At 73.8% G+C, this 23,329-nt stretch carries 21 protein-coding genes; 8 read left to right on the forward strand and 13 right to left on the reverse strand.

The features are described from left to right. Positions 1-33: 33 nt before the first annotated feature. Complete coding sequence (locus tag ABD832_RS27805; RefSeq protein ID WP_344900579.1) at positions 34-939, reverse strand: DMT family transporter; 906 nt, start codon at positions 937-939, stop codon at positions 34-36. Between the two features lie 101 nt (positions 940-1,040). Then, a complete protein-coding gene (locus ABD832_RS27810; RefSeq protein ID WP_344900581.1) occupies positions 1,041-1,274 on the reverse strand; it encodes a hypothetical protein in 234 nt (77 codons plus the stop codon). A 74-nt stretch (positions 1,275-1,348) separates the two neighbouring features. On the opposite strand from ABD832_RS27810, the gene ABD832_RS27815 reads away from it, so the two are divergent. Next, positions 1,349-1,765, forward strand: coding sequence for a YkvA family protein (locus tag ABD832_RS27815; RefSeq protein ID WP_344900583.1), 417 nt, complete (start codon positions 1,349-1,351; stop codon positions 1,763-1,765). A gap of 4 nt (positions 1,766-1,769) precedes the next feature. Here the strand turns inward: ABD832_RS27815 and ABD832_RS27820 are convergent, their stop codons facing one another. Further along, a complete protein-coding gene (locus tag ABD832_RS27820) occupies positions 1,770-2,183 on the reverse strand; it encodes a DUF2000 domain-containing protein (protein ID WP_344900585.1) in 414 nt (137 codons plus the stop codon). 110 nt (positions 2,184-2,293) lie between these two features. Between ABD832_RS27820 and ABD832_RS27825 the strand changes: the two genes are divergently transcribed. Next, positions 2,294-2,767: an Lrp/AsnC family transcriptional regulator gene (locus tag ABD832_RS27825; protein ID WP_344900587.1), complete on the forward strand. Its 474-nt coding sequence runs from the start codon at positions 2,294-2,296 to the stop codon at positions 2,765-2,767. 17 nt (positions 2,768-2,784) lie between these two features. Here ABD832_RS27825 and ABD832_RS27830 read toward each other — a convergent pair whose 3' ends face one another. Further along, complete coding sequence (locus ABD832_RS27830; protein WP_344900589.1) at positions 2,785-3,969, reverse strand: winged helix DNA-binding domain-containing protein; 1,185 nt, start codon at positions 3,967-3,969, stop codon at positions 2,785-2,787. Between the two features lie 116 nt (positions 3,970-4,085). On the opposite strand from ABD832_RS27830, the gene ABD832_RS27835 reads away from it, so the two are divergent. The 4 genes from ABD832_RS27835 (at position 4,086) to ABD832_RS27850 (ending at position 6,915) form a co-directional block, all read left to right on the forward strand. Then, positions 4,086-4,706, forward strand: coding sequence for a TetR/AcrR family transcriptional regulator (locus tag ABD832_RS27835; protein WP_344900591.1), 621 nt, complete (start codon positions 4,086-4,088; stop codon positions 4,704-4,706). Positions 4,707-4,870: 164 nt separating this feature from the next. Then, positions 4,871-5,290 carry a VOC family protein gene (locus ABD832_RS27840; RefSeq protein WP_344900593.1) on the forward strand — a complete coding sequence of 140 codons (420 nt, stop codon included), beginning with the start codon at positions 4,871-4,873 and terminating at the stop codon, positions 5,288-5,290. Positions 5,291-5,581: 291 nt separating this feature from the next. Beyond that, positions 5,582-6,175 carry a CGNR zinc finger domain-containing protein gene (locus ABD832_RS27845; protein WP_344900595.1) on the forward strand — a complete coding sequence of 198 codons (594 nt, stop codon included), beginning with the start codon at positions 5,582-5,584 and terminating at the stop codon, positions 6,173-6,175. Further along, positions 6,172-6,915: a class I SAM-dependent methyltransferase gene (locus ABD832_RS27850; protein WP_344900597.1), complete on the forward strand. Its 744-nt coding sequence runs from the start codon at positions 6,172-6,174 to the stop codon at positions 6,913-6,915. Before ABD832_RS27845 ends, ABD832_RS27850 begins: the two co-directional genes overlap by 4 nt. Positions 6,916-7,002: 87 nt before the next feature. On the opposite strand, the gene ABD832_RS27855 is transcribed toward ABD832_RS27850, so the two are convergent. The 5 genes from ABD832_RS27855 to ABD832_RS27875 form a co-directional block, all read right to left on the reverse strand. Then, positions 7,003-7,371, reverse strand: coding sequence for a VOC family protein (locus ABD832_RS27855; RefSeq protein WP_344900599.1), 369 nt, complete (start codon positions 7,369-7,371; stop codon positions 7,003-7,005). 251 nt (positions 7,372-7,622) lie between these two features. Further along, positions 7,623-8,174 carry a DinB family protein gene (locus tag ABD832_RS27860; RefSeq protein ID WP_344900601.1) on the reverse strand — a complete coding sequence of 184 codons (552 nt, stop codon included), beginning with the start codon at positions 8,172-8,174 and terminating at the stop codon, positions 7,623-7,625. Between the two features lie 120 nt (positions 8,175-8,294). After that, positions 8,295-8,963: a tetratricopeptide repeat protein gene (locus tag ABD832_RS27865; RefSeq protein WP_344900603.1), complete on the reverse strand. Its 669-nt coding sequence runs from the start codon at positions 8,961-8,963 to the stop codon at positions 8,295-8,297. Positions 8,964-9,068: 105 nt separating this feature from the next. Continuing rightward, the gene (locus ABD832_RS27870; RefSeq protein ID WP_344900604.1) at positions 9,069-13,241 is read right to left on the reverse strand and encodes an AAA family ATPase; all 4,173 of its coding nucleotides are present in this window, start codon (positions 13,239-13,241) and stop codon (positions 9,069-9,071) included. Continuing rightward, complete coding sequence (locus tag ABD832_RS27875; RefSeq protein WP_344900606.1) at positions 13,242-14,369, reverse strand: exonuclease SbcCD subunit D; 1,128 nt, start codon at positions 14,367-14,369, stop codon at positions 13,242-13,244. It lies immediately after the preceding gene. 139 nt (positions 14,370-14,508) lie between these two features. On the opposite strand from ABD832_RS27875, the gene ABD832_RS27880 reads away from it, so the two are divergent. Continuing rightward, positions 14,509-16,023 (forward strand): alpha/beta hydrolase family protein, encoded by a 1,515-nt coding sequence (locus tag ABD832_RS27880; protein WP_344900608.1) that lies wholly within the window; start codon positions 14,509-14,511, stop codon positions 16,021-16,023. A gap of 98 nt (positions 16,024-16,121) precedes the next feature. Here ABD832_RS27880 and ABD832_RS27885 read toward each other — a convergent pair whose 3' ends face one another. From ABD832_RS27885 to ABD832_RS27900, 4 genes are all read right to left on the reverse strand, one after another. Next, a complete protein-coding gene (locus ABD832_RS27885) occupies positions 16,122-17,675 on the reverse strand; it encodes a hypothetical protein (RefSeq protein ID WP_344900610.1) in 1,554 nt (517 codons plus the stop codon). Continuing rightward, positions 17,672-19,453 (reverse strand): S8 family serine peptidase, encoded by a 1,782-nt coding sequence (locus tag ABD832_RS27890; RefSeq protein WP_344900611.1) that lies wholly within the window; start codon positions 19,451-19,453, stop codon positions 17,672-17,674. Before ABD832_RS27890 ends, ABD832_RS27885 begins: the two co-directional genes overlap by 4 nt. A 134-nt stretch (positions 19,454-19,587) precedes the next feature. After that, positions 19,588-20,682 carry an alpha/beta hydrolase gene (locus tag ABD832_RS27895; protein ID WP_344900613.1) on the reverse strand — a complete coding sequence of 365 codons (1,095 nt, stop codon included), beginning with the start codon at positions 20,680-20,682 and terminating at the stop codon, positions 19,588-19,590. Positions 20,683-20,693: 11 nt separating this feature from the next. Next, positions 20,694-21,569: a crotonase/enoyl-CoA hydratase family protein gene (locus tag ABD832_RS27900; RefSeq protein ID WP_344900615.1), complete on the reverse strand. Its 876-nt coding sequence runs from the start codon at positions 21,567-21,569 to the stop codon at positions 20,694-20,696. A 138-nt stretch (positions 21,570-21,707) separates the two neighbouring features. Between ABD832_RS27900 and ABD832_RS27905 the strand changes: the two genes are divergently transcribed. Beyond that, on the forward strand, positions 21,708-23,303 hold the full coding sequence (locus tag ABD832_RS27905; RefSeq protein WP_344900617.1) for an LCP family protein: 1,596 nt from the start codon (positions 21,708-21,710) through the stop codon (positions 23,301-23,303). Positions 23,304-23,329 lie beyond the last annotated feature (26 nt).

The following is a 23,329-nucleotide window of genomic DNA, read 5'->3' on the forward strand; positions in this document are numbered from 1 at the left end:
CCGCTCCCCGGTGTCACGGTCGTGGTCCGCGGCTCACGGCCGTGGTCCGCGGCGGCTGATGATCACTCCGGTGAGGCAGAGCGCGCCGCCGGCCAGGGCCGCCCACGGAGGCACCTCGCCGAGGAGCAGCCAGGCCATCAGGGTGCTCAGCGGGGCCGCCAGGTACGTCATCGCGCCCATCCGTCCTGCCGTCGAGCGGGACAGGGCGTACCCCCAGGCGGTGAAGGCGATGGCGGTGGGGAAGACGCCGAGGTAGACGGTCCAGGTGATCGCGGACGACGACGCCCGGGGCAGCTCGTCGAGGAGCTGCGGGGTGAACGGGAGGCAGAAGGCCGCGCCGATGATGCATCCCAGCCAGGTGATGACGAGGACGGACGACCTGTCGAGCAGGGGTTTCTGTGAGACGACCCCGGCCGCGTAGGTGATGGCGGCCACGAGGGCGAGGAGGCTGCCGAGCCCTGCCGAGACGTTCTGCGAGGCGGTGGCCGTGCCGATGACGACGACCCCCGAGAAGGCGATGGCGCAGCCGACCAGCAGCGACCGGGGGAAGCCCTCCTTGAGGAGGAGACCGGCGAGCAGCGCGATGAGGACCGGCCCGAGGCTGACGATCATGGCCGCGGTACCGGCGTCGATCAGCTGCTCCGACCAGTTGAGCGTGACGTTGTACACGCCGAACCACAGGAAGCCGTAGAAGACGAGCAGGGGCAGATCGCTCCGCGAGGGCATCGTCTCCCTGCGGGCCAGGACGAACACCCCGAGGGCCAGGCTGCCGACGGCCAGCCGGGCGAGCGAGAGGGCTCCGGGCGACAGGTCGGTGCCCGCCGCCCGGACGCCGACGAAGGCGGAGGCCCAGAGCACCACGGCGACCAGCCCGGCGGCCATGACCCGGAGCGGTTCGCGTTGCTTCGCGGGAGGGGGATCGACGATCGGCGGAACCACGGCTGTTCTCCTGCTTTCCGGCCATACGCCATCGACGCGACATCACGCTGGAACGCGCCGGGACCACCGAGGGTCCCGTCAACGAGGCCGCGTGCCATCTGTCATTCTTCCGGGGGAAGCAACCGGTTTTCGGCCATGGCCGCGACCGATCCGGACATGCCCGCGAGCGGACCGATCGTGACCGCGAGCAGACCGATCGTGACCGGACCGGCCGTGACCGCGACAGGACCGGCCATGACTTCGGCCTCGGCCTCGACCGGACCGGCCGTGACCTCGGCCTCGGCCTCGATCGGGCCGGTCGCGACCCTGGCCGCGGTCTGGATCGGGCCGGTCACGACCGGATCGCATCGATGCCGGCCCGGTCGTCGCGGTCCGGCGAGGACGAGCGGATGGGGACGGGAGGGGCACCGTGTGGTGGGACATCGCCCTCGGCGTGGGGGCCGCGCTGCTGGCCGGGTGGCTGCTGCTGATCGTGGCGCTGCTCGTCGTCCGGCCCGAGGCCGGGCTGCTGCGGGAGGCCCTGCGGATCCTGCCCGACCTGCTGCGCCTGCTCCGGCGGCTGGCCGCCGACGAGAGTCTGCCGCGCGGCGTGCGGATCCGGCTCGGCCTGCTGATGCTCTACCTTGCGATGCCGATCGACCTGATCCCGGACTTCATCCCCGTGCTGGGCTACGCCGACGACGCCATCATCGTCACCGCGGTCCTGCGCGGCGTGGTGCGACGGGCCGGGCTGGAGGCGGTACGCGGCCACTGGCCCGGCACCCCCGCGGGGTTCGACGCGCTGTGCCGCCTCACCGGGCTGAGCCCCTCCGGCCCCGGTGCCTGACGCGTCAGTCGTGGAGCGGCAACCGCTTGGTCAGCGCCGTGACCCGGTTACGCGGGCCGAACACCGCGACGGCGACGTACTCGACGTCCTCCCCCGGCGTCGCGGCCAGCGCGGTGAGGTAGTCGTCGTAGTCGCGGGCGTGCCGGGCCACCTCGTTGAAACCCACCGTGATCAGGTCCTCCCGGGCGCGGGCCCGGTCGTGGAGCTCTCGCAGCCGGTCACCGGACGCGGTGAGCACGGGCACGGGGTGGGGGTTCAGCCCGGCGTGCACCCCGCCCGAGGCGTCCTTCCCCTCCGCCGCCGGTGGATCGGGCAGCCGTCCTCCCAGGCTCAGCCCGACCACGGCGGCGGCGTTCACCGCCAGCGCGGCGGGCAGGTCGTCACGGACCACCAGGACCAGCTTCGTCGCCAGAACCACGACGTACTCCTTTTCAGATGAACACCGATGCGCGGTCGAAGCTACTCACATGCGTGCCGCACGAGGGGTCCGGGCGAACGAACGGCCGGAATCGGGAGGAGAATGCGAGCGTGGACGAACTTGATACGGAGATCATCCGGCTTCTCCAGACAGATGCGCGGCAGTCCAACCGGGAGCTCGCCCGCAGGCTCGGCGTGGCGCCCTCGACCTGCCTGGAACGGGTGCGCGCGCTCACCCGGCGCGGCGTCATCCGTGGCTACCACGCCGACATCGACCACGCCTCGCTCAACCGCGGCGTCCAGGCCATGGTGTCGGTTCAGGTACGCCCCCTGAACCGGACGGTCATCGACACCTTCAAGGACTCCGTGGCCCGGCTCCCGGAGGTGGTCAGCGTCTTCGTGCTCGCCGGTGGCGACGACTTCCTCCTCCACGTCGCCCTTCAGGACCTCGACCACCTGCACGCCTTCCTCCTGGACCGGCTCAGCAAGCGCCGGGAGATCGCCGGATTCCGCACGTCGGTGATCTTCCAGCGCGTCCACAACACCGTGCTGAGCAGGCTCCCGGAGCCTCTTCCCCCGGCGTGAGCCACCGGGCCGCCGTCCTAGAGCGGGATCGCGTCGGCGGACGGGTGGGCCTTCATCGCGGGCGAGCCGTAGACGGTCGGGACGCGGAAGCCGCCGAGCCATTCGGTCAGGCGCGCCGCCTCGTCGTCGAGGGCCCGGCGCGCCGGAGCCGGTACCGGCTCCAGCAACCGCACCCGTACGACACCGGCCTCGTCCTGCACCCAGCAGCCCACCACCCGGCCGTCGGCCCAGGCGGTCGTGCCGGCGTTGCCCCGGCGGTCGAAGAGCCGGTCGCGGTGCGGGCCGAGGTAGAAGTCGCGTCCCTGCCAGCCCATGACGGTCGGATCGAGCACCGGCAGCAACGCCGCCCACGGGCCGGGGTCGGGGGTCTCGCCGAGGTCGTCGGGCAACACCCAGCCGGTGGCGCCCCGGTCGAGCGAGACCGCGACCGCGTCGAGTGCCGTGAGCGCCGTCCGTACCGCCGTCTTGGTGGCTCCCAGCCACCACGCGAGGTCGTCCACGGTGCCGGGCCCGAACGAGTACAGCCAGCGGCGCACGATCTCGCGGTAACCGTCGGCGGCGCTCATGGTCGCGGGGACGTCGCCGAGCCAGTGCCGCATCAGGGTCCAGCGCGGCCGCGAGGTGTACCAGCGGGCGGCGTTGACGCCGCGCACGATGTCGGCGGTTGCGCCGAGGTGGGTCAGGACGCGCGACGCCGACCACGGGTCGGTCGGTGAGACCGTCACCTTGACGTCGATCATCGGCACCGCACGGCGGATCTCCAGGGCCGAGCGGCCGTCGGGCGCGTCGGCGAGCATCGCGAGGACCTCGGCGCGAGCGCGGTCGAGCCAGTCGTCCCCGTCGGCGGCGAGTCCCGCCCTGACCACGTCCTTGGCCATGCGGGCCCGCTCGTTGCCCGCGACCCGGGCGGACGCGCTGGGCCACACCGCGGGCAGCAGGTCGCGCGGGAAGACGAAGAGGGTACGGCGCATGGCCAGCTGTTTCACGAGGTCGCGGTCGTCGTGGAGGGCCCGGTCGACGTCGGCGAGCGTGAGGGACGCGACGCGCGCCCGGCAGGACAGGTGGACGGTCGCGGGCTCGGTGGCGTGCAGCGCGGTCATCGCCCGGGTGGCGGCCTGCGGGGAGCCGACGCGGAACGCCGGGGCCAGCGCGTGCCGGACGGCGAGTCGGGCACGGCGTTCGTCGTCGGACATATGGCGCATCGCGCCATGGTGCCACAGCCGGACCCTGGTGGCGGGCATAACGAGACCACCGAGTTCCGAAACTTGGCGGTTTCGGAACTGGCTGGTATCGTTCCCCTGGTGAGAGGAGGTGACCCATGACGGACGACGACGGCCCATCCCCGCCCGAACAGACCGGACGTACCGGCAGGAAGCGGGACCATACGCGAGACGCGAAGATTCTCGACGCGACCCTCGACGTCCTCGCCGAGGTCGGTTACTCCGGCATGACCATGGACATGGTCGCGGCACGGGCGAAGGCGGGAAAGGCCACCGTCTACCGGCGCTGGTCCTCCAAGGGCGAGCTCGTCGTCGACGCGATCGCCCGGATGAAGTACAGCAAGGCCGATGCCGGGAACCTGCCCGACACCGGCACGCTCCGCGGCGACCTTCTGGCCCTCTACAGGCCGCAGACGATCGAGGAGGGCGAGCGAACCCTGAGGATCATGACCGCTCTCGCCTCGATGATCTCCACCGAGCACACCTTCGCCGAGGCCGCCGACACCGCGCTCGTGAAGCCGTGGGCCGACGCGCACCTCGCGTTCATGCGCCGCGCCGTGGACCGCGGCGAGATCCCGGCGACGGCCGACATCGAGACGCTCTCCCGGGTCGTCCCGACGATGGCCGCCTACTGTGCGCTCGTCCAGCGCAGGCCCTTCGACCGTGAGTTCCTCGTCACCCTGGTCGACGGTGTGATCATGCCCGCGCTTCACCTCTGACCCGACCGGCCCCTCGCCCGACCGGCCCCTCACTCACCCGGCCGGTCCCGGCACCGCACCCCGCTCGTCTCACACCGTCCCGTCCGGCCGACGGCATCCGTCGCCGGTCACGCCGGGCGTACGACCGCGCCCGGGAACACATCGTCAACGACCAAGGAGCCGTCATGACCGTCAGCACCACCGTCCACCTGAACTTCCGTGGTGACGCCCGCGCGGCACTCGAGTTCTACCGCTCCGTCTTCGGTGGCGAGATCGCTCTCGTCAGCTACGAGGACGCTCACAACGTGCAGGATCCGTCCGAGGCGGACCAGATCATGTGGGGCCAGGTCTCTGGCGACAACGGCTTCCGCGTGATGGCGTACGACGTGCCGTCGGGCACGCCGTGGGAGCAGGGGCGGAACTCGTTCTTCGTCTCGATCCGCGGCACGTCGGCCGAGGAGATCACGTCCTACTGGAAGGGCCTGTCCGAGGGCGAGGGCTCGACCGTCGTCCAGGATCTCGCCCCGGCCGGCTGGTCCTCGCTGTACGGAATGCTCAGGGACGGGTTCGGCGTGGTCTGGGTACTGGACCACACCGCCTCCTGAGCCACCGCCTCCCGAGCCACACCGCCTCGTCGGCGCCGGCGCTCCCAGGCACCACGCCCCCGGTCACCACGCTCCCGGGCACCACCCTCCCGAGCACCACGCCCCCGAGCACCACGCTCCCGGGCACCACGCTCCCCGAGTACCACGTTCCCGGGCGCCGGCGTTTCCTGACACCGGTGTTCCCGGGTGTCGGCGGGAGGGCGTGACGCGCCGGAGCGAACGCCCGAGACGGGCGACGATCCGCACGTCCGCCCGAACCTGACGGTTGGAGGGTCCTGCTACCATCAGCATGTGAACGCGATCGAGTTTCCCGTCCTGGGGGAACCACCGGCCGTCGAGTTCGCCAACACCCTTTACGGGTCCGGCGAGGAGGTCGTGGACTACCTCGCCACCCCCGGTCTCGTGTCAGGCTGGTTCGCCGCCGCGGATCAGCCCGCACCCGTCTCGTGGTCGGACGACGAGATCGGCCGTCTGCGCGAACTCCGCGACGCCGTTCACGACGTCCTGAGCGCCGAGGTCGACGCGGTCCGCCCGCGTGCGACGTCGCTCGCGGCGATCAACCGGTGCCTCGCCGCCGCGCCGGTTCGCTGGACGCTCGGCTGGGGCCCCGGGGAGGGGATGCTGATCGGCACCGAACCGAGCGCGCTGGGCGTCCCGGGGGTGCTGGGACGCCTGGCCCTCGGCTGCGTCGAGTCGCTGGCGGGGTCTCCCGACTCGCGCGTGCGGCGCTGTGAGGGGCCTGGGTGCTCCCTGTTCTTCGTCAAGAACCACTCGCGCCGGCGCTGGTGCCACGATTCGTGCGGCCACCGTGCTCGCCAGTCGCGTTACTACCGCAGACACCGCCGGGGAGCCGAGGGCTCCCCCTCCCCTCAGGAGCCTCGATGACCGTGCGGCAGGACAACCGGTTCTACGGCTCCCTCGCGCCCTGGTGGCCGCTGATCTCCCCGTTCGAGGAGTACGCGGAGGAGGCGGCCGGTTTCGCCGAGATCCTGTCGGGTCACGAACGCCCGGTCCGGTCCGTGCTCGAACTGGGCAGTGGCGGAGGACACAACGCCTGCCACCTGAAGCGGCACTTCGCCATGACCCTGACCGACCTGTCGGAGCCGATGCTGGAGGTCTCGCGACGGCTCAACCCCGAGTGCGAGCACGTGTGCGCCGACATGCGGACGCTCCGGCTCGACCGGCGCTTCGACGCCGTGTTCGTCCACGACGCCGTCGACTACATGACCGACGAGAACGACCTGCGGGCCGCGATCGGCACCGCGGCCCTGCACTGCGCGAAGGGTGGCCTCGCGCTGTTCGTCCCGGACGTGACCACGGAGACGTTCGAGCCGGGCCACGATTCCGGAGGGAGCGACGGCGCCGACGGCCGCGCGGCGAGATACCTCTCCTGGACGTGGGACCCCGATCCGTCCGACTCGCGGATCCTCACGGAGTACGCGTTCATCCTCAGGCACGCGGACAAGACCGTAGACACCGTGAACGAGACCCACGAGACGGGCATGTTCGGCCGCGCTCTGTGGATGGAGATGCTGGAGGAGGCCGGGTTCGACGCCGAGTACCGCGTGGAGGCCGGCACCGGGGAGTACGCCCCGCGCGACATGTTCCTGGGCAGACGGCGCTGACGCGGTCTCCGGCCGGTCCGGTCCGGCGCGGAGGCCGCCATCGGCTCCACGGTGACCCGGACCGGCCGGACGGCCACCGTCAGGCCGTCACGTCGGCTCCTCGTCCGCGGACGTGTCGAGATAGAGGCAGAAGGGGTGCCCGGCCGGGTCGAGCAGCACCCGTACCGTCTCCTGCGGCTGGTGGTCGGGGAGCGTCGCCCCCGCCTCGACCGCGTGCGCGACCGCGGCCTCGAGGTCGTCGACCTCCAGGTCGAGGTGCATCATCATCTGCTGACGGCCGTCGGTGGCCGGCCAGATCGGCCGCACGTAGTCCGGCTCCGTCTGGAAGCCCATGTAGGCGACGCCGTCGGGCGGCATGACCACCACCCATTTCGGCTCCTCCGCGGTGATCTTCCACCCGAGGAGGCGCACGTAGAACCGTGCGAGCTCTCCCGCCTCGGGTGCGTCGAGCACCACACCCCACGACCCTGATCCTGAACGTCCGCGCATGAGGGCGTCATGCCCGAAGAGATCACGATCATGCGATCTCCCGCGCCGGACGGCACGACACGGGCCGAGCGACGCGGCACGAGCCGGACGACACGGCACGAGCCGGACGACACGGCACGAGCCGGACGGCGTGGCACGAGCCGGACGGCGTGGCACGAGCCGGACCGTGGCGCCCGGCCCCGGCGCAAGGGGGCCGGCCTCCATGCGGGCGCCCGATCTCACACGCCTATCGCCCCGTCGATCCGCTCGCGCAGCAGGTCGGCGTGCCCGTTGTGCCGGGCGTACTCCTCGATCATGTGGATGAGCACCCAGCGCAGCGACACGGTCCCCCGCCACGAGTCCTCGCCCGCGATGTCGAGGTCGGGCGCGCCCGTGACGAACTCGGTGGCGAACGCCACCTCGGCGTGCCATGCCTCCCACGCCTCGGCGACGACGGCGGGATCGGGCACCGCGCCGTCGAAGTCCCGGTCGGGGGCGGCCTCCGAGGAGAACAGCGGCGGCGCGTCCTGCCCGGCCAGCACCCGCCGGAACCAGCGGCGTTCCACATCGGCCAGGTGCCGGACCAGCCCGAGCAGTGAAAGCGTGGAGGGCTCCACGGACCGCCGGGACAGCTCCGTGTCCAAGCCCGCGCACTTCAGCCGCAGGGTCGTACGCTGGGCCGCCAGGACGTCGACGAGCATGCTCCGCTCGCCGGCGGTGGCGGAGGTGCCGAACCGATGGTCGTGCTCGGGGTCGACGAACATCTCAGCTCTTCTACGCGCGCCGGTCATACCAGCCATTATCAGACCGGACGGACCCGGCGCCGCGCCCGACGGCCCGGCCGGGCGTGGAGGACCCGCCATGCCGCCATGCCACCCGGCAGCGTCACCTACGGGGCGGCGGCCGGCCGGTCAGTCGCGTGACACCTGTGTGCGCGCCTCCTCCAGCTGGCGCGCGACGGCATGGGCACCGCTGGCCCCGGCGATCGCGCTCGCCTCCTCGATCAGTGCCGACGCCTCGTCATGACGGCCGTCCGCCGCGGCGATGTAGGCCAGCCCGACCATGTTCGCGGCCACCCCGGGCAGGAGCCCGATCTCCCGGCGCAACCGGGTCGACTCCTCCAGCCGCTCGCGCGCGGCGTCCAGCCGCCCGGCCCTGTGCTCGGCGACACCGAGGTGGCGCAGCGCGTACGACAGCGTCAGCCTGTCGCCGGTCCGCTCCGCGAGCTCGCGCGACCGTTCGAGCAGGGGCACGGCGGTGGCGTCGTCCCGCCGGATGACCTGATGGAACAGGCCGGTCCAGAGCAGCGCCTCCCCCTCGCCGCGCACGTCGCCGAGCGCCCGGTAGAGCCGCGCGGCCCGCTCGAACAGCTCGAGCGGGTCCTCCTCGGACGCTTCCCGGGGATGCTCGGCGCGCTCCCGGCGGAGCCGCTCGTGAACGATACGGCCGCGGGCCAGCGCGAGGTCGGCCTCGACCGCGTCCAGCTCCGCGTCGGCCGCGTCCAGGGCCCCGGCCTCTCCGCCGAAGACCGCGCGCTCGTGGAGCGCCCTGGCGCGTTCGATCCGATCCTCGGTGCTCATCGCCACCCCGTCCGCCCCGTGTGCCGCACCGGAGCCCGACGTTGTGACCGGTACGGCTCTCTCATCCACATCCGGGCGGCGAGTCTAACGCCCCCGGCAGGAGGGTCACTGGCGGACGGTCGAGCCGCGGCGTTCCTTGCGGATGTGCAGCTGGGCGGGCACCCGGGTGCGCAGTTCGGCGACGTGGCTGACGATGCCGACCGCGCGGCCGCCGTCGCGCAGCCCGTCGAGGATGTCCAGCACGCCGTCGAGGGTGTCCTCGTCCAGGGTGCCGAAGCCCTCGTCGACGAAGAGCGTGCCGATGTCCGCTCCCCCGGCCTCGGCGGTGACCACGTCGGCCAGGCCGAGCGCCAGCGCCAGGGAGGTGATGAAGCTCTCCCCGCCCGACAGCGTCGCCGGGTCGCGGCCCACACCCGTCCAGCTGTCCAGGATGTGCAGGCCCAGCCCGCCCCCGGACCTGCTGCGGTCCCCCGCGGTGCGGTCGCGGTTGTGCTCCAGCAGGTAGCGCCCGCCCGACATGTGGTCGAGCCGTTCGTTGGCCGACTCGACCACCTGCCGCAGGCGCTCGCCGAGCACGTACGACGACAGCCGCATGTTCCACCGGTTGTCGGTGGAGTTGCCGCCGGTCAGCGCGGCGAGCCGCTCGGTCAGGCGGTGATGCTCCGCGGCGGGACGCCAGCGTTCCAGGCAGGCGTCCAGCTCGGCGCGGAGCGCGGCCAGCCGGGTGAGGCGGGCGGCGGCCTGGCTGCGTTCGGACAGCAGGCGGGCGTGGGCGGCGTCCGCGGCGTCACGTGCCTCGCGCAGGGCGGACAGGTCGGGCTCGGGTTCGGCCGCGGCGGCGACCAGCTCGGGGTCGGCGAGCATCGCGGCGACCGCGGCGCTCTCGGTCGCGAGCTCGCGCAACCGGGCCGTCTTGGCCTGCCGCTCGGCGGGAGGGCGGACCGCGGCGCGGGCGTCGTCGAGATCGAGGAACCCCGCCTCGACGACGGCGGCCGACGCGCGGTCGCGGGCGGCGACGAGCTCGGCGGCGGTGACCCGCTCGTCCCTGACCGCCTCGACGGCCTCCCTGAGCAGCGCGGCCTCGTCGGCCAGCCGGTCCAGCCGGGCCGAGAGCGTCGCGTCCTGGCCGCGCGCCTCGTCGATGCGCCGTGCCAGCCGTCCGGCCTCGGCGCCGAGCCTGCCGACGTCCGTACGGCGGGAGGCCAGCGCGACGGCCAGCTCCCGCGAGCGTTCCCGGAGCAGGTCGGCCTCGGCGGCGATCTCGCCCGCCCGCGCGGCCAGCTCGGGTTCGGCGCTCGCCGACTCCCGCAGCGCGGCCAGCGCCCGCTCCGTCCCGGCGAGCCCGGAGGCGGCGTCGTGCGCGCTCAGCGTGGTCCGCTCGCTCGCCTCGCGGTGGGCGGCGGCGGCCTCGGCGACGCGGCTCGCGGCGCCGACGGCGGCGGACAGCAGCGCCGCCTCCGCGGCCAGCCGGTCGCGGCGGGCCTGGACCGTGGGGTCGCTTCCCCGGGCCGCGTCCAGGCGGCCGGTCAGGCGTTCGCGCTCGGCCTGCCGGGCGGCGTGCCGGGCCCGGCCCTCGGCCAGGCGCCGGGCGACCTCGGCGGCGGTCTCCCGTGCCGCGTCCAGTTCGGCGGTCAGGCGGCCGGCCTCCGCGGTGAGGGTCTCCTCGGTGACCGCCACCTCCCGGAGCGCGGCCAGCGCCCGTTCGGCCTGGGCGAGGCTCAGCTCGGCCTCCTGAACGGTCCGCTCCCCCGCCGTGGCGACGGCCTCCTCCAGGCGGAGGGAGAGCGCCGTGACGTCGGTCTCCGCGGCCCGGCGCCGTTCCATGGCCGTCTCGAGGTCGGTCTGGGCGGTGCGCTCGTCCTCGGCGGTGGGCGCCTCGTCGGCCGCGGCGGCCGGGGCCGGGTGCTCGGGCGAGCCGCAGACCACGCACGCCTCACCCGGGACGAGCTTGGCGGCGAGCTCCGCGGCCATGCCGTCGATCCTGGCCTGCCGGATGTCCTGGTGCCGGTCGCGGAGCCGCTGGGCGAGGTCGACGGCCCCGGACCGGGCGGCCTGGGCGGTCTCCAGCTCGGCACGCAGGACCTCGCGCCGCCGTGCCGCGCCGAGCACCACGCCGGCCGTCTCGGCCTCGGCCCGTGCCACCGGGACGCGCGCCGCGGCGGCCCTGGCCTCCTCCAGGCGGGTGGCCACCTCCGCCGACGCGGCGGGCAGTCCCCGCAGGGTCTCCTGGATCCCGGCCTCGGTGCGGGCGGCCTCGCGCAGCTCGGTGTCGAGCTCGTCGAGCTCGGTGTCGAGCTCGGCCAGGCGGGCCTCCTCGCTCCGCAGCCCCTCCAGCCCGGCCAGTTCCTCGCGGCGTTCCCTCTCGCCGTCGGCGAGGATCGCGCGAACGTCGTCCGGCTCGTCGGCGCCACCGTCGCCGAAGCGGCCGTCGAGCCCGTCGCCGGACCGGTCGTCGAGCCCGCGACCGGACCCGTCGTCGAGCCCGCGGCCGAGTCCTTCACCGAGGTCGGGCGGAAGGGTCGCGAGGCGGGAGGCCAGGCCGGCGCGGGCGGCGGCCAGCTCGGCGGCGAGGCGGTCGCGCTGCTCGGCGGCCCGCAGCCGGGTGACGGCGGCCTCCACGGCCGACTCGGCGGCCGGGACGCGGGCGGAGTCCAGACGGGCGGCGGTGAGGCGCTCGTCCACCTCGCGCCGCAGCTCAGGGAGGACCTCCAGGCGGGCGTCGGCCACGGCCTGCGCGGCGGTCAGCTCGGTGATCTCGCGACCGGCGCGTTCCCGTTCCCGTTCCAGCTCCGCCAGGCGCGTCTCCTCGGCGCGCAGCTCCCCCAGCCGGGTGATCTCGCTCTGGCGGTCGCGTTCCAGCGCGGCCAGGTGACCGAGCACGGCGCCGCGCCGGTGCGCGCCGGCGGCGTCGCGGGCGGCCCGGTTGACGTCCCGGGCATCGGCGGCGTCGCCGCCGTCGTCGATGTCGGTGTCGGTGTCGGCAGCGTCGGTGTCGTCGGCGCGGCCGGTGCCGAACAGGTCCGGGGACGCGTCGTGAACCCCGGCGGTGGCGTCGAGCAGGGGAAGGGCACGGGCGACGGCGTCGGCGGCCAGGTTCTCGGCCTTGGCCGCGGCCTCGGCGCGCTGCTCGGCCTCCTGGAGCAGCGGCAGCACCCGGTCGGCCGCCGTCGCCTCCTCCAGGACGGCCTCCAGGTGTGCCCGCTCCTCGGCGGTCTCCTCCAGCGCGCGGCTCCTGACCAGCGCCTCGGCGTGGCGCCGGCGCCGGTCGGCCAGCGCGGCACCGCGCTCCAGGCTCTCGCGTGCCCGTCGTACGGCGTCCTCGCTCCCGGCGTCCCGCGGGTCCAGCCGCGCGACCTCCAGGCGCGCGAGCTCCTCCAGCGCGCGGGCCCAGGCCAGCGGGTCGTCCTCCACCGAGAACTCCGCGGAGAACTCCACCGGCGACCCTGCCGTGAGCTTGACCGAGGACGCGGCCGGGGACGTGGTCGAGGACGTGGTCGAGGACGTGGTCGAGGACTCTGTCGCGACCTCGAACAGGACTCCCGTCGCGTCCTCCACTGCGGCTCCCGCCGTGAACCCCGTACCGGCCGCGAGCGCGGCGGTCAGGGCGGGACCGGCGGCCTCCTCCAGGCGCTTGACGGCGAAGTCGACCTCCTTGCGCAGCGCCTGCTGCTCGCGGAACGCCTCGGTGCGCCTGTCCGCGAGCCAGGACTCGGCGGTGGCGTAGATCTTCACCGAGAACAGGCGCTCCAGGACCCTGCGGCGGTCCTCGCCGTCGGCGCGCAGGAACTTGGCGAAGTCCCCCTGGGGCAGCATGGCGACCTGGAGGAACTGCTCGGCGTTCATGCCGAGCAGGGTGCCGACGAACTCCCCCGCCTCGTCGATCCGGGTGGTCAGCCCCACCCACTCCCCGCCCGGGGACAGCTCCTGCAGCAGGGCCTTCTCGTTCTCCCTGGTCGTGCCGGTGCCCCTGAGCTTGGGCCGTTGCCAGGCCGGGGAACGGGTGATCTTCAGCCGGCGGCCCCTGACCGTGACCTCCAGCGCCACGCTGGGCCCGCGGCCGGGGGGCGCGTGGTCGCAGCGCAGGCTCTTGGCGCTGTCGCGCCTGCCGGGCACCCTGCCGTACAGGGCGTAGCAGAGCGCGTCGAGCACGGTGGTCTTGCCCGCGCCGGTGGGGCCGTGGATCAGGAAGAGCCCCGCCTCGGCGAGGGCGTCGAAGTCGACCTGCTCCTCACCGGGGAAGGAACCGAACGCGCTGATCCACAGACGGTGCGGGCGCATCTACGCCATCGCCTCCTTGGTACGGGAGGCCTCCACGGCCTCCCGCAGCAGCCGGGTCTCCTCGGGGTCGGCGGCCTCGCCGCGTACCTCGCGGACGAAGTCGAGGGCGACGTCGATCTCGGCGCGCCCGGCCACCCGGGGACGGGTCACGACGTCGTCCGGGCCGCCCTCGGGTTCGAAGGACAGGGCGAGCGTGTGCGGGAAGCGGGCCCGGAGCCGTTCCATCGCCCCCTTGGGCCGGATCCGGTCGACGAGCGTCACCTGGAGCCAGTGGTCCTCGTGGCGGGCGTGCTCGGGCGAGGTCAGCAGGTCGTCGATGCGGCCGGTGAGGCGGGCGACCGGTCTGGGCACCGGTGCCTCGACGAACTCGGCGCCCTCGAACCCGCCGGGGCCGAGGTCGACCAGCCAGGAGCCCTTCACCTGAGCGGCCTCGGAGAAGGAGTAGGCGATGGGGGAACCGGAGTAGCGGACGGTCTCGCTCATCCGCTGGCGGCCGTGCAGATGGCCCAGCGCCGCGTAGTCGACGCCGTCGAAGACCCGCACCGGGACGTGGGCCACGCCGCCCACGCTGATGTCGCGCTCGCTGTCGCTGCCCTGCCCGCCGGTCACGAACGCGTGGGCCAGGACCACCGACCGGGTGCCCCGGCGCCGCAGGTCCTCGTGGATCAGCGACATGGCGTGCCCGACCGCGGCGGTGTGGGTGCGCTCGGGCAGCTCCCACGCCACCCGTACCAGCTCGGGTTCCAGGTAGGGGATGCCGTAGAAGGCGACGTCGTCGATGACGACCGGCTCGCCGACGCGTCCGGGGTCGGTGCGCAGGTGGACGCCCGCCGCGTCGATGAGCTCGGCGCCGAAGCCGAGACGGCGCGCCGAGTCGTGGTTGCCGCTGATCAGCACGGTGCGCACGCGGGCGTCGACCAGCCGGCGCAGCGCCTGGTTGCACAGCTCGACCGCGTCGACCGAGGGCAGCGCCCGGTCGTAGACGTCACCGGAGACCACGACCACGTCGATCCGCTCCGACCTGACCGTCTCGATCAGGTGGTCGACGAAGACGCCCTGGGCGGCCAGGAGGCTCTCCCGGTGGAACGAGCGGCCCAGATGCCAGTCCGATGTGTGCAGCACCCGCATGTCGCACGAAGCTAACAGGACTCAGCGACAAATGTGGCCACTCGCGTCACGTGGATCCCCGCCCTGCCGGGGGTTCGGGGTCGTGAGTAGGCTTGAAGATCGAAGGGAACGATACCGGAGAGCGAGGGCGCAAAGGCGAGTGACGAGCGGGGATCGGATCGGTCTGCAGGCCGGCCGTGGCGTTCTGAGCGTCGCCGCCGGTCTGATCCTGGTCGCCCTGGCGACGGTGGGTTACACGCTGCCGCCGTCGTTCGACCCGACCCCGCTGCGCGTCGACCCGGTCTTCCGGACGCTCCCGCCGCAGCCGTCCGCCGAGGTCGTGCCGGTCGCGGCGACCGCGCGGATCAGCGTCAGCGAGGTCACCGTCACCGCCGAGGACGGTACGCCGCTGCCGGCCACGATCCGGGCGCCGCTCACACCGGGCAGGCACCCGGCGATGGTCTTCGTGCAGGGGGCCGGAGCCGGGACGCGGGGCGAGTTCACCAGCCAGGCCGAGTGGCTGGCCAGGGCCGGCATCGTCACGCTCGCCTACGACAAGCGCACCGTGGGCTACGACTTCCGGCACCGTGACTTCGACCTGCTGGCCCGCGACGCCGTGCGGGTCCTGCGGGAGCTGCGCGGGCGCGCCGACGTCGACCCGGCCAGGGTGGGACTGTGGGGGGTGAGCGAGGGGAGCTGGGTGGTGCCCATCGCCGCGACCCAGAGCGACGAGGTCGGGTTCACCGTGCTGGTGTCGGCCCCCAACGTCTCCCCCATGCGGCAGGTGACATGGGCGCTGGGCGAGCAGCTGGACCGGCTGTACGCCCCTCCCGGGGTACGCGAGCTGCTCATCCGGGCGATGGGCGCCGTCGACATGAACTTCCTGCGCTACGACGGCCTGCCCGCGCTGCGCCGGGTGCGGCAGCCGGTGCTGGCCCTGTACGGCACCCGTGACCCGTCGATCCCGTTCGTGGAGAGCAGCAAGGCGCTGACCGGCGCGCTCACCGAGGGCGGCAACCCGAACTACACGATCCGCTACCTGCGGGGCGCCGACCACGGCATGCGCCTGCACGGCGGCCCCTTCGCCCCCGGTTACCTGCAGACGCTCGCCAACTGGATCCGGGGGCTGCCGGGCACGGCCACACCGTCGGTGCACATCGCCGGCGCCACGCCGGTCCAGCGCCTGGAGGCCAGCGACGTGCCCGCCGCCCCCTGGTACGCCGGGGGGACGGTCATCGGGCTGGCGCTCTGCCTGGCGGCGGTCGGCTACGTGGTCGGCCCGGTGGCCGAGATGGCCGCCCGGATCCGCGGCCGGGCGGCCGCGGAGACCAACGCCCGCATCTGGCCGCCGATCCGCCGCCGCTTCCGCCGGATGGCGTGGACCGGGGTCGGGCTGCTGGTCTCGGTGCCGGCGTTCATCGTCCTGCTGGTGCTGTTCTCGGTCAACCAGGCCGGGGCCTGGCCCGCGGTGCTGGCCGGATGGCTGGTCATCAGGATCCTGGCGCTGCTGATGCTGCTGCAGGAGGTCACGGGCGTGGCGGCCGTCATCGAGGGGTTGCGCGAGGGCTGGCAGCCCTCGCGTCCCCAGAGTCTGGCCGTGGCCGGGGCCCTGGGCGGCACCGGCCTGCTGCTGGTGGCCGCGGCCTACTACGGCCTGTTCTCCTTCCCCCTGTAGGGGGCCGGGTCCCCGCGGGGACCGGCCCCGTGAGGATCGGGTCACGGGGATCGGCCTCGCGGGACCGGGCCGGGCGTGCCCGGCCGCTTCGGTCGCTGCTACCGCCGGTTCGCCGGGACGATGCGGTAGGCGCGGATCACGGTCTGCTCGACGGTGTTGCCCGCGGTGTCGGTGGACGTCGCCCGCAGGGACGCGAAGCCCCCGGCGGCCGGATGGCGCAGGACCGCGCCGCCTCCGTGGACCGGTGCCCGGCTCCAGGTGGCGCCGTCGTCGTAGGAGACCTCCACGACGAGGTCCCGGGACGTTCCGGCCGCGGAGCCGGGCTGCGCCTGCACGGTGACCGGCACCCGGTACGGCACACCGCCCGGTGCGGTGTTGCGGGCGTCCAGCGGCGGGGAGAAGCGGACGACGGAGACCGGCAGGGGCACCGTGCCCTCGGCCTCCTCCGAGCGGAAGGTCCAGGCCACCGAGAGGCGGGTGGACAGGGTGGCCGGGGCTCCCCGCTCGGCCTCCACGACCAGCCGGTACCGCGCCGCCTCGGCCGGGACGGTGAACTTGGCCCCGAGCCCCGGTCGTTCGGTGATCAGGTCACCGTCACGGTAGAGGGCGACGCGCGCACCGGTGGTCCTCGCCGTGCCGCTGTGCCCGGCGCCGTCCCCGTACATCGGTACGTCCACCCTGATGCTGCCGCCGGAGCGGACCAGCGCGTCGGAGACTCCGTCCTGCGGGGTCAGGACGGGGCCGAAGACGCCCCGGTTCCACGACTCCCGGTGGACGCGGCCGGGGGTGTAGCGCGTCGGCGGCGACTCCAGGACGGTCTCCGCCTCAGCACCCTCCTCCCCCTCGGGGCCCTCCTCCGTGCCGGGGCCGTCCTCCAGGAAGAAGCGCTGCCAGCGTGCCCCGCGGTCACCGTTGACGTACTCGGTGTACGTCGACGGCGTGGTGAAGCCGATCGCCATGTCGGCGATGCCGCCCCGCCCGTCCCCGAGCCTGGCGACGGCGGCCCGGCGGTGGCGGCCGGGCAGGTGGGCGGCGTGGTCGGTGTGGATCGTCGCCAGGTCCCGCCGGGCGACCTCGCGGTGGAACCCGGTGATCATGCCACCGTCGTGGAACCAGGCGAGCCGGTAGGTACGGGCCCCGGCATCGGTGCCGCCGGTGCCGGCGTGCGTCCACGTCCCGGCGACGCCGGTCACCACGTCGTCGTAGGTACGGTCGGGCCCGAGCTGCGCGGTCGCCATGTTCTCGAACCGGTCGGACAGAAAGATCCGTCTGCCCACCGAGTCGTCGAAGCTCACCTGGGCGTTGAGCTGTACGGCCGACGGGTCCGGCACGGTGACCGAGACGGGCCGGCCCAGGCGGGCGTCCAGCTCCAGGGTCCGGGTGGCGCTCAGGTCCAGGTCCGGGTGGACCAGATGGGTGGTGTGCTCACCGTCGGTGAGGGTGCCGTACACCGCCCACCTGCCCCGGGGCAGCCGGAGCGTGACGGAGCCGTTCCCGGATTCCGGCGCGTGGATCACCCTCCAGGAGGCGGCGCCGTCGAGCTGTCGCAGGGTGGTGAGGTAGTGGGGGGTCGGGGCGCCGTCGCGGCCCGTGTGCCTCAGGGTCAGCGCGTACGTCTCCTGCTCGTTCTCCGCGGCCAGCGGCGTGCTCACCCGCAGTCCCGCGTCCCCGCTCGCCACGAGACGGCCGCCGACGGCACCGGGCAGGGTGCCTGCGGTGCCGGCGCTGACCGAGACGTCCGCCTGCCCGCCCGCGGGCACCGTGACGGTCCGGGGGACCCCGTGAAGGGGGCGGTGCCGGGCTGGTCCTCGACGGACAGTTGGAGCGTCACCGGGGAGGTGTCGGCGTTGCGGTAGGTGACCTTCCTGGTGACGGGCGTGTCGTCGTACGGCCACTGCCGCAGGCCGAAGCCGACACCGCCGGGCTCGGCGATGACGGTCTGCGCGGTGGCCCGCGCCACGTCGGCCCGGCCCGCGCCCTGCTCGAAGACCCCGAGCGCCGGGTTGGGCTGTGCCGATCCCATCAGGGCCGCCTTCAGCGTCCGCGCCGTCCAGCCGGGGTGCCGCCCGGCCAGGATCGCCGCCGCGCCCACCACGTGCGGGGTGGACATCGAGGTACCTGACATGCCGGTGTAGGGGCCGCTGCCGGTGGCCCTGTCCTTGGAGCGCGCGGCGGTGATCCCCACGCCGGGCGCGGTGATCTCGGGCTTGAGCCCGGAGTCGCCGGCACGCGGCCCGCGGGCGGAGAAGTCCGCCAGCGCCTCGGAGTCGTCGACGGCGCCGACCGCCAGCGCGTCGTCGGCGCTGGCCGGTGACTCCACCGACCGCTCCGCCCCGAAGTTGCCCGCGGACACCACGAAGAGCATGTCGTGGCGCTCGGTGAGGGTCTCCACCGCCTGCTCCAGCGGGTCGGCCTCGGGCGTGTCCCCGCCACCAAGGCTCAGGTTCACCACCTTCGCGCCCTGCTCGGCGGCCCACTGCATGCCCGCCAGTACCGCCGACGTCTGGCAGGCGTGGTCCTCGCAGACCCGGCCGTCGAGGATCTCGGCCCCCGGGGCGACCCCCCGGTGCCTTCCGCCGGAGGCGGCGCCGCTGCCGGCGATGGTGGAGGCGATGTGGGTGCCGTGCCCGTCGGGGTCGCCGGCGCGGGGCTCGGCGGTGAAGTCGGCCCGCGCGCCGATCCGGCCGGCCAGGTCGGGGTGGGTGGCGTCGACGCCGGTGTCGAGCACCGCGACCTTCACCCCCGCGCCGGTGTACCCGCTCTGCCACGCGGCGGGCGCGCCGATCTGCACGACGCTGGTGTCCAGCGACGGCTTGAGCAGGCCGTCCAGCCACACCTTCGCCGTCCCCGCCGCGCCGCCGGAGCGGGCGCGGGTGCCGCCTGCGATGTCGTTCCAGAACCGGGTACGGCCCTTCTCCGGTACCCGTACGGCCACCCCGTCCACGGCGGGCAGGTCGCGCGTCACCGTGGTGCCGCTCGCGGTCATCGCCGAGCGCAGCGCGCTCCTGGCCGTAGAGCCCCGGCCGGTCACGACGAGCGGCAGGTCGTCCCGGCGATCGTCGTAGCCGAACGCGGCGAGCGTGCCGACGTCGAACAGGCGGGGGTCGACACGGCCCTCGCGCAGCGGCGCGAACGCGTCGCCGGGGACGACCCTCAGCCGCCCGTCGTGCTCGTCGGTGACGAAGGAGATCCCGTCCCGGCCCTCGCCCCTGTCGATCAGGACGGCTCCGGAGGCGGTCACCGTCACCCGGTCACCGGTGATCAGCGTGACGCTGACCGGGGCCTGGGCGGGGGCCGCCGAGAGGGCCGGACTCGTCGGCGCGGGTGTGGGAACGGGGGTGGGGGCGGCTCCGACCGGCTGCGGGACGGCGAGTGCGGCCACCGTCGTGCCCGCGATCAGCAGGCTCGTTCTTCTTCGTCTGGTTCTCACGTGTTCCCTTTGATAGGAAAAGTCGTTCGCATCCCTCTGGTACGCGTGAGCCGTTCGACAGGTTGCCCGCGGCCGGGGCCCGGATCGCGTTCCGCCCGCGACGGCGGGCGGAACGCGGGCGGACGGTGGCAGGGTCAGAGGTGGCCGCCGAGCCAACGGTCGATCTCGGCGAGCACGCGCCCGCGGACCGGCTCGGGCGAGAGCACCAGGTCGTGCATGCCGCCCGCGATCCGGACGCACGTCACGTGCGGGCCGATGCTGGTCGACCAGCGGGCGATCTGCCGGGGGTCGAGCACCACGTCGGCGCCGCGCGCCTCGGGAGCGAAGGCACGCAGCCGCAGTCCCTTCTCGGCGCAGAGCACCAGCACCGGCACGTCCACCCCCAGGCCGCCGTGCAGCCTGCGCTGTGCCCGGCGGACCGCGGCCAGCCAGGCCGCGTGCACCGGGAACCCACCGATGGGCTTCCACTCCAGGTCGAAGTCCCACTCGCCATGGTGGGTGCGGTGCAGGCTCGTGCCGTACGCGGTGGCCGCCACCAGGGGCAGGACGGCACCGGCGGGCAGCCGGGACAGCGGGCCGCGCAGCAGGTCGGCGGCGGCCCGCAGGGGTGAGGGGACGTTGAGGTCGAGGAAGGGGCTGTTGAGCACCAGGGCCTGGACCAGGCCCCGGCCGCGGACCCGGTCGGCCCAGAGCGAGGCGATCAGGCCACCGGTGGAGTGGGCGTTGAGGACGACCCGCTGGTGCCCGTCCCGCTCGCGGACGACCCGTACGGCCTCGTCGATCTCCGGGAAGTACTCGGTGAGGCTGCGCACGAACCCGCGGGTCTGGTGCGGCAGCAGCGAGCGGCCGTACTTGCGCAGGTCCAGCCCGTAGAAGTCGAAGCCCCGGGCGACGAAGTGGTCGGCCAGGTGGGTCTGGAAGAAGTAGTCGGTGAAGCCGTGCACGTACAGCACGGCTCCGCGGGCGGGCCCGCCGGTCCGCCGCCGCACCAGCGAGGCCACCACCGGCCCCTCGTGGTCGTCGGCCATCGGCAGGACCGTGAGCTCGTAGCCGGGGCCGAGAACGTCCGGAGCGGGACCGTCGGCGTCCTCGCCACCGGGACCGGGACCGGGAACCGCGGGACCGGGAACGTCAGGTGAGGAAACGTCAGGGGCGGGCACGTCGGGAGCGGGGACCGCGGGGCGGGGGACGTCGAGGGAGGGGACGCCGGGGGCGGGAACGTCGGACATGGTGCTCGGCGTCACTCGTAGGGGTTGTCCGGCCAGGACGGGACCGCCTCGGGGAGGTCGCCCGGGACCTTCATCGGGAACGTCGCCGCCCGCTTCTCCAGGAACGCCGTGACGCCCTCGGCCGCGTCCGGGGCGGAGCCGAGCGCGTTCATCAGGATCGAGTCGGCGCGGTGCGCCTCCCACGGGGAGGAGGCCGACAGGCCCGACCACATGAGCCTGCGGATCGCGGCGACCGAGACGGCCGAGGTGTTGTCGGCGATCTCGCGGGCGAGCGCGTACGCGGCCGGGAGCAGCTCGTCGGGGGCGAGGACCCTGGAGACCAGGCGGCCCCGGAGCGCCTCGTCGGCGGGGAACACCCTGCCGGTCACCGCCCACTCCATGGCCTGGGAGATGCCGACGAGGCGGGGCAGGAACCAGCTGGAGGCGGCCTCGGTGACGATGCCGCGGCGGGCGAAGACGAAGCCGAACCTGGCGGTGTCGGAGGCGAGCCTGATGTCCATCGGGAGCGTCATCGTCACCCCGACGCCCACGGCCGGGCCGTTGATCGCGGCGATGACGGGCTTGAGCGACCTGGCGATCCGGAGCGCGACCGTGCCGCCGCCGTCGCGGGGCGAGCCGTCGACGGTGTCCTGCCCGGCGTACATCTCGCCGGTCCTGCGGTGGTCGAAGGTCTCGCCCCCGCCCGCGAGGTCGGCGCCCGCGCAGAAGGCGCGGCCCCTGCCGGTGACGACGACGGCGCGTACCCCGTCGTCGGCGTCGGCGAGGTCGAAGGCGTCGATCAGCTCGCCGCGCATCACGTAGGTGAAGGCGTTGAGGCGGTGGGGACGGTCGAGGGTGATCGTGGCGACACCGTCCGCCACCTCGTAGTGGATCTCCGTGAAGGCCATGACCGAATCTTATTCCAGGGAAAATGTGCGATAAGTCCGGATGGGCTTCTTGAGTTGTTCACCGACTTGTCGCCCGCGACGCTGTTTTATCCCCCTAATATCTCCGACGACGCTGAACGGCGAGGAAACGGGGGGCGGGTGCGGGACAGACCACGGCCGTCCGGTGTCGGCACGGTCATCGGCTGGACGGCACTGTCCGCCGTCGTCCCGGGCGCGGCCCACCTGCGCGCGGGATGGCGCAGGACCGGCCTGACCCTGCTGTCGGTGTACGCGGTGCTGCTGCTGGCGCTGCTCTGGGTGGCGCTCACCTCCGACCTGGGCGCCCTCGCCGGGCAGCTGGCCTCGTCCTCCTCCCGGGTGACCACGGTCATCGCGGCCTCGGCCGTGCTCGGGCTGGCCTGGTTCGCGCTGGTCGTGCACTCGTTCACGGTGATGAACCCCGGCCGTCTCCCCGGTGCGGGGCAGGCGGTCGCGGGAGGCCTGGCGGGGCTGCTCGCGGTGGCCGTGCTGCTGCCCTTCGGCTTCGTCGGGCAGTCCGCGGCGTTCTCGCAGTCGGCGCTGAACGACATCTTCAGCGCCCCGTCCACCCCCCGTCCCGGGAGCGGTGACGGCGGCACGGTGAACGCGGACGACCCGTGGGCCGGCCGCTCCCGGGTGAACATCCTGCTGCTGGGCGGCGACGCCGACACCCACCGGGCGGGCGTGCGCACCGACAGCATCAACGTGGCCAGCGTGGACGTCCGGACCGGCAACACCGTGCTGTTCAGCCTGCCGCGCAACCTGGAGAACGTCCGCTTCGTCCCGGGCTCGCCCATGGCGAAGCGCTTCCCCGACGGCTTCCGCCTCCCGGCCAACCCGGACGGCTCGCGCGAGGACCTGCTCTTCGCCGTCTGGGAGTACGCCGACGCGCACCCGGAGATCTTCGGGGGACGCAGGCACCAGGGCACGAAGACGCTCATCGACACGGTCGGGTACACGCTGGGACTGAAGATCGACTGGTACGCCCTGGTCAACATGTGGGGCTTCGCGCGGCTGATCGACGCGATCGGCGGCGTGACGCTGACCGTCCCCCAGGACGTGGTCTTCGGCAGGTACAACGAGGGCCTGGTCAAGGCGGGCACCCGGCGGCTGCGCGGCGCCGACGCGATGTGGTTCGCCCGCTCGCGGACCAACAGCGACGACTACACCCGGATGGGCCGCCAGCGCTGCGTGCTGGGCGCCCTGCTCTCCCAGTCGGACCCGGCGACCGTGCTGTCCCGGTTCAACCGGGTCGCGCTGGCCACCAAGGAACTGCTGAAGACCGACATCCCACGCCCGATGCTGGAGCACCTGGTCCCGCTGGCGCTGAAGGTGAAGAACGCGAAGGTGACCAGCGTCCAGTTCGTCCCGCCGCTGATCAACACCGGCTACCCCGACTGGAGCAAGATCCGCAAGATCACCGCGAAGGCCCTGCGCGCCTCCGCGACCACCCCGCGGCGCCCGCTCACCGCCACCGCGGCCCCCTCCGCCACCCCGGGGACCCCCACCGGCGGGACGACCACCACCGCCACCGGCGGTCCGCGGACCGGCGAGACCACCGGGACGACCGGCAGGAGCACCACCGACGGCGCCGACAGCACCGACAGCACCGGCACCGCGACCGGCGCGCCCACCCGGACGCCCCGCCCCCGGGCGAGCGCCACGGCCACCCCGGACCCGGCCTCCCCCAAGGGCATCTCCGAGGGCTGCGGCTGAGCGCACGCGTCCCGGGTCCGGGTGAA

Origin of the sequence: Streptosporangium longisporum (assembly GCF_039534895.1) — a bacterium.
Classification (GTDB): domain Bacteria; phylum Actinomycetota; class Actinomycetes; order Streptosporangiales; family Streptosporangiaceae; genus Streptosporangium; species Streptosporangium longisporum.

Excerpts from the sequence above, each read along its gene's own strand:
- ABD832_RS27900 (WP_344900615.1), bottom strand. The coding sequence starts at position 21,569 with ATGGCCTTCACGGAGATCCACTACGAGGTGGCGGACGGTGTCGCCACG.
- ABD832_RS27870 (WP_344900604.1), bottom strand. The coding sequence starts at position 13,241 with ATGCGCCCGCACCGTCTGTGGATCAGCGCGTTCGGTTCCTTCCCCGGT.
- ABD832_RS27865 (WP_344900603.1), bottom strand. The coding sequence starts at position 8,963 with ATGAGCACCGAGGATCGGATCGAACGCGCCAGGGCGCTCCACGAGCGC.
- ABD832_RS27830 (WP_344900589.1), bottom strand. The coding sequence starts at position 3,969 with ATGCGCCATATGTCCGACGACGAACGCCGTGCCCGACTCGCCGTCCGG.
- ABD832_RS27895 (WP_344900613.1), bottom strand. The coding sequence starts at position 20,682 with ATGTCCGACGTTCCCGCCCCCGGCGTCCCCTCCCTCGACGTCCCCCGC.
- ABD832_RS27835 (WP_344900591.1), top strand. The coding sequence starts at position 4,086 with ATGACGGACGACGACGGCCCATCCCCGCCCGAACAGACCGGACGTACC.
- ABD832_RS27875 (WP_344900606.1), bottom strand. The coding sequence starts at position 14,369 with ATGCGGGTGCTGCACACATCGGACTGGCATCTGGGCCGCTCGTTCCAC.
- ABD832_RS27860 (WP_344900601.1), bottom strand. The coding sequence starts at position 8,174 with ATGACCGGCGCGCGTAGAAGAGCTGAGATGTTCGTCGACCCCGAGCAC.
- ABD832_RS27840 (WP_344900593.1), top strand. The coding sequence starts at position 4,871 with ATGACCGTCAGCACCACCGTCCACCTGAACTTCCGTGGTGACGCCCGC.
- ABD832_RS27850 (WP_344900597.1), top strand. The coding sequence starts at position 6,172 with ATGACCGTGCGGCAGGACAACCGGTTCTACGGCTCCCTCGCGCCCTGG.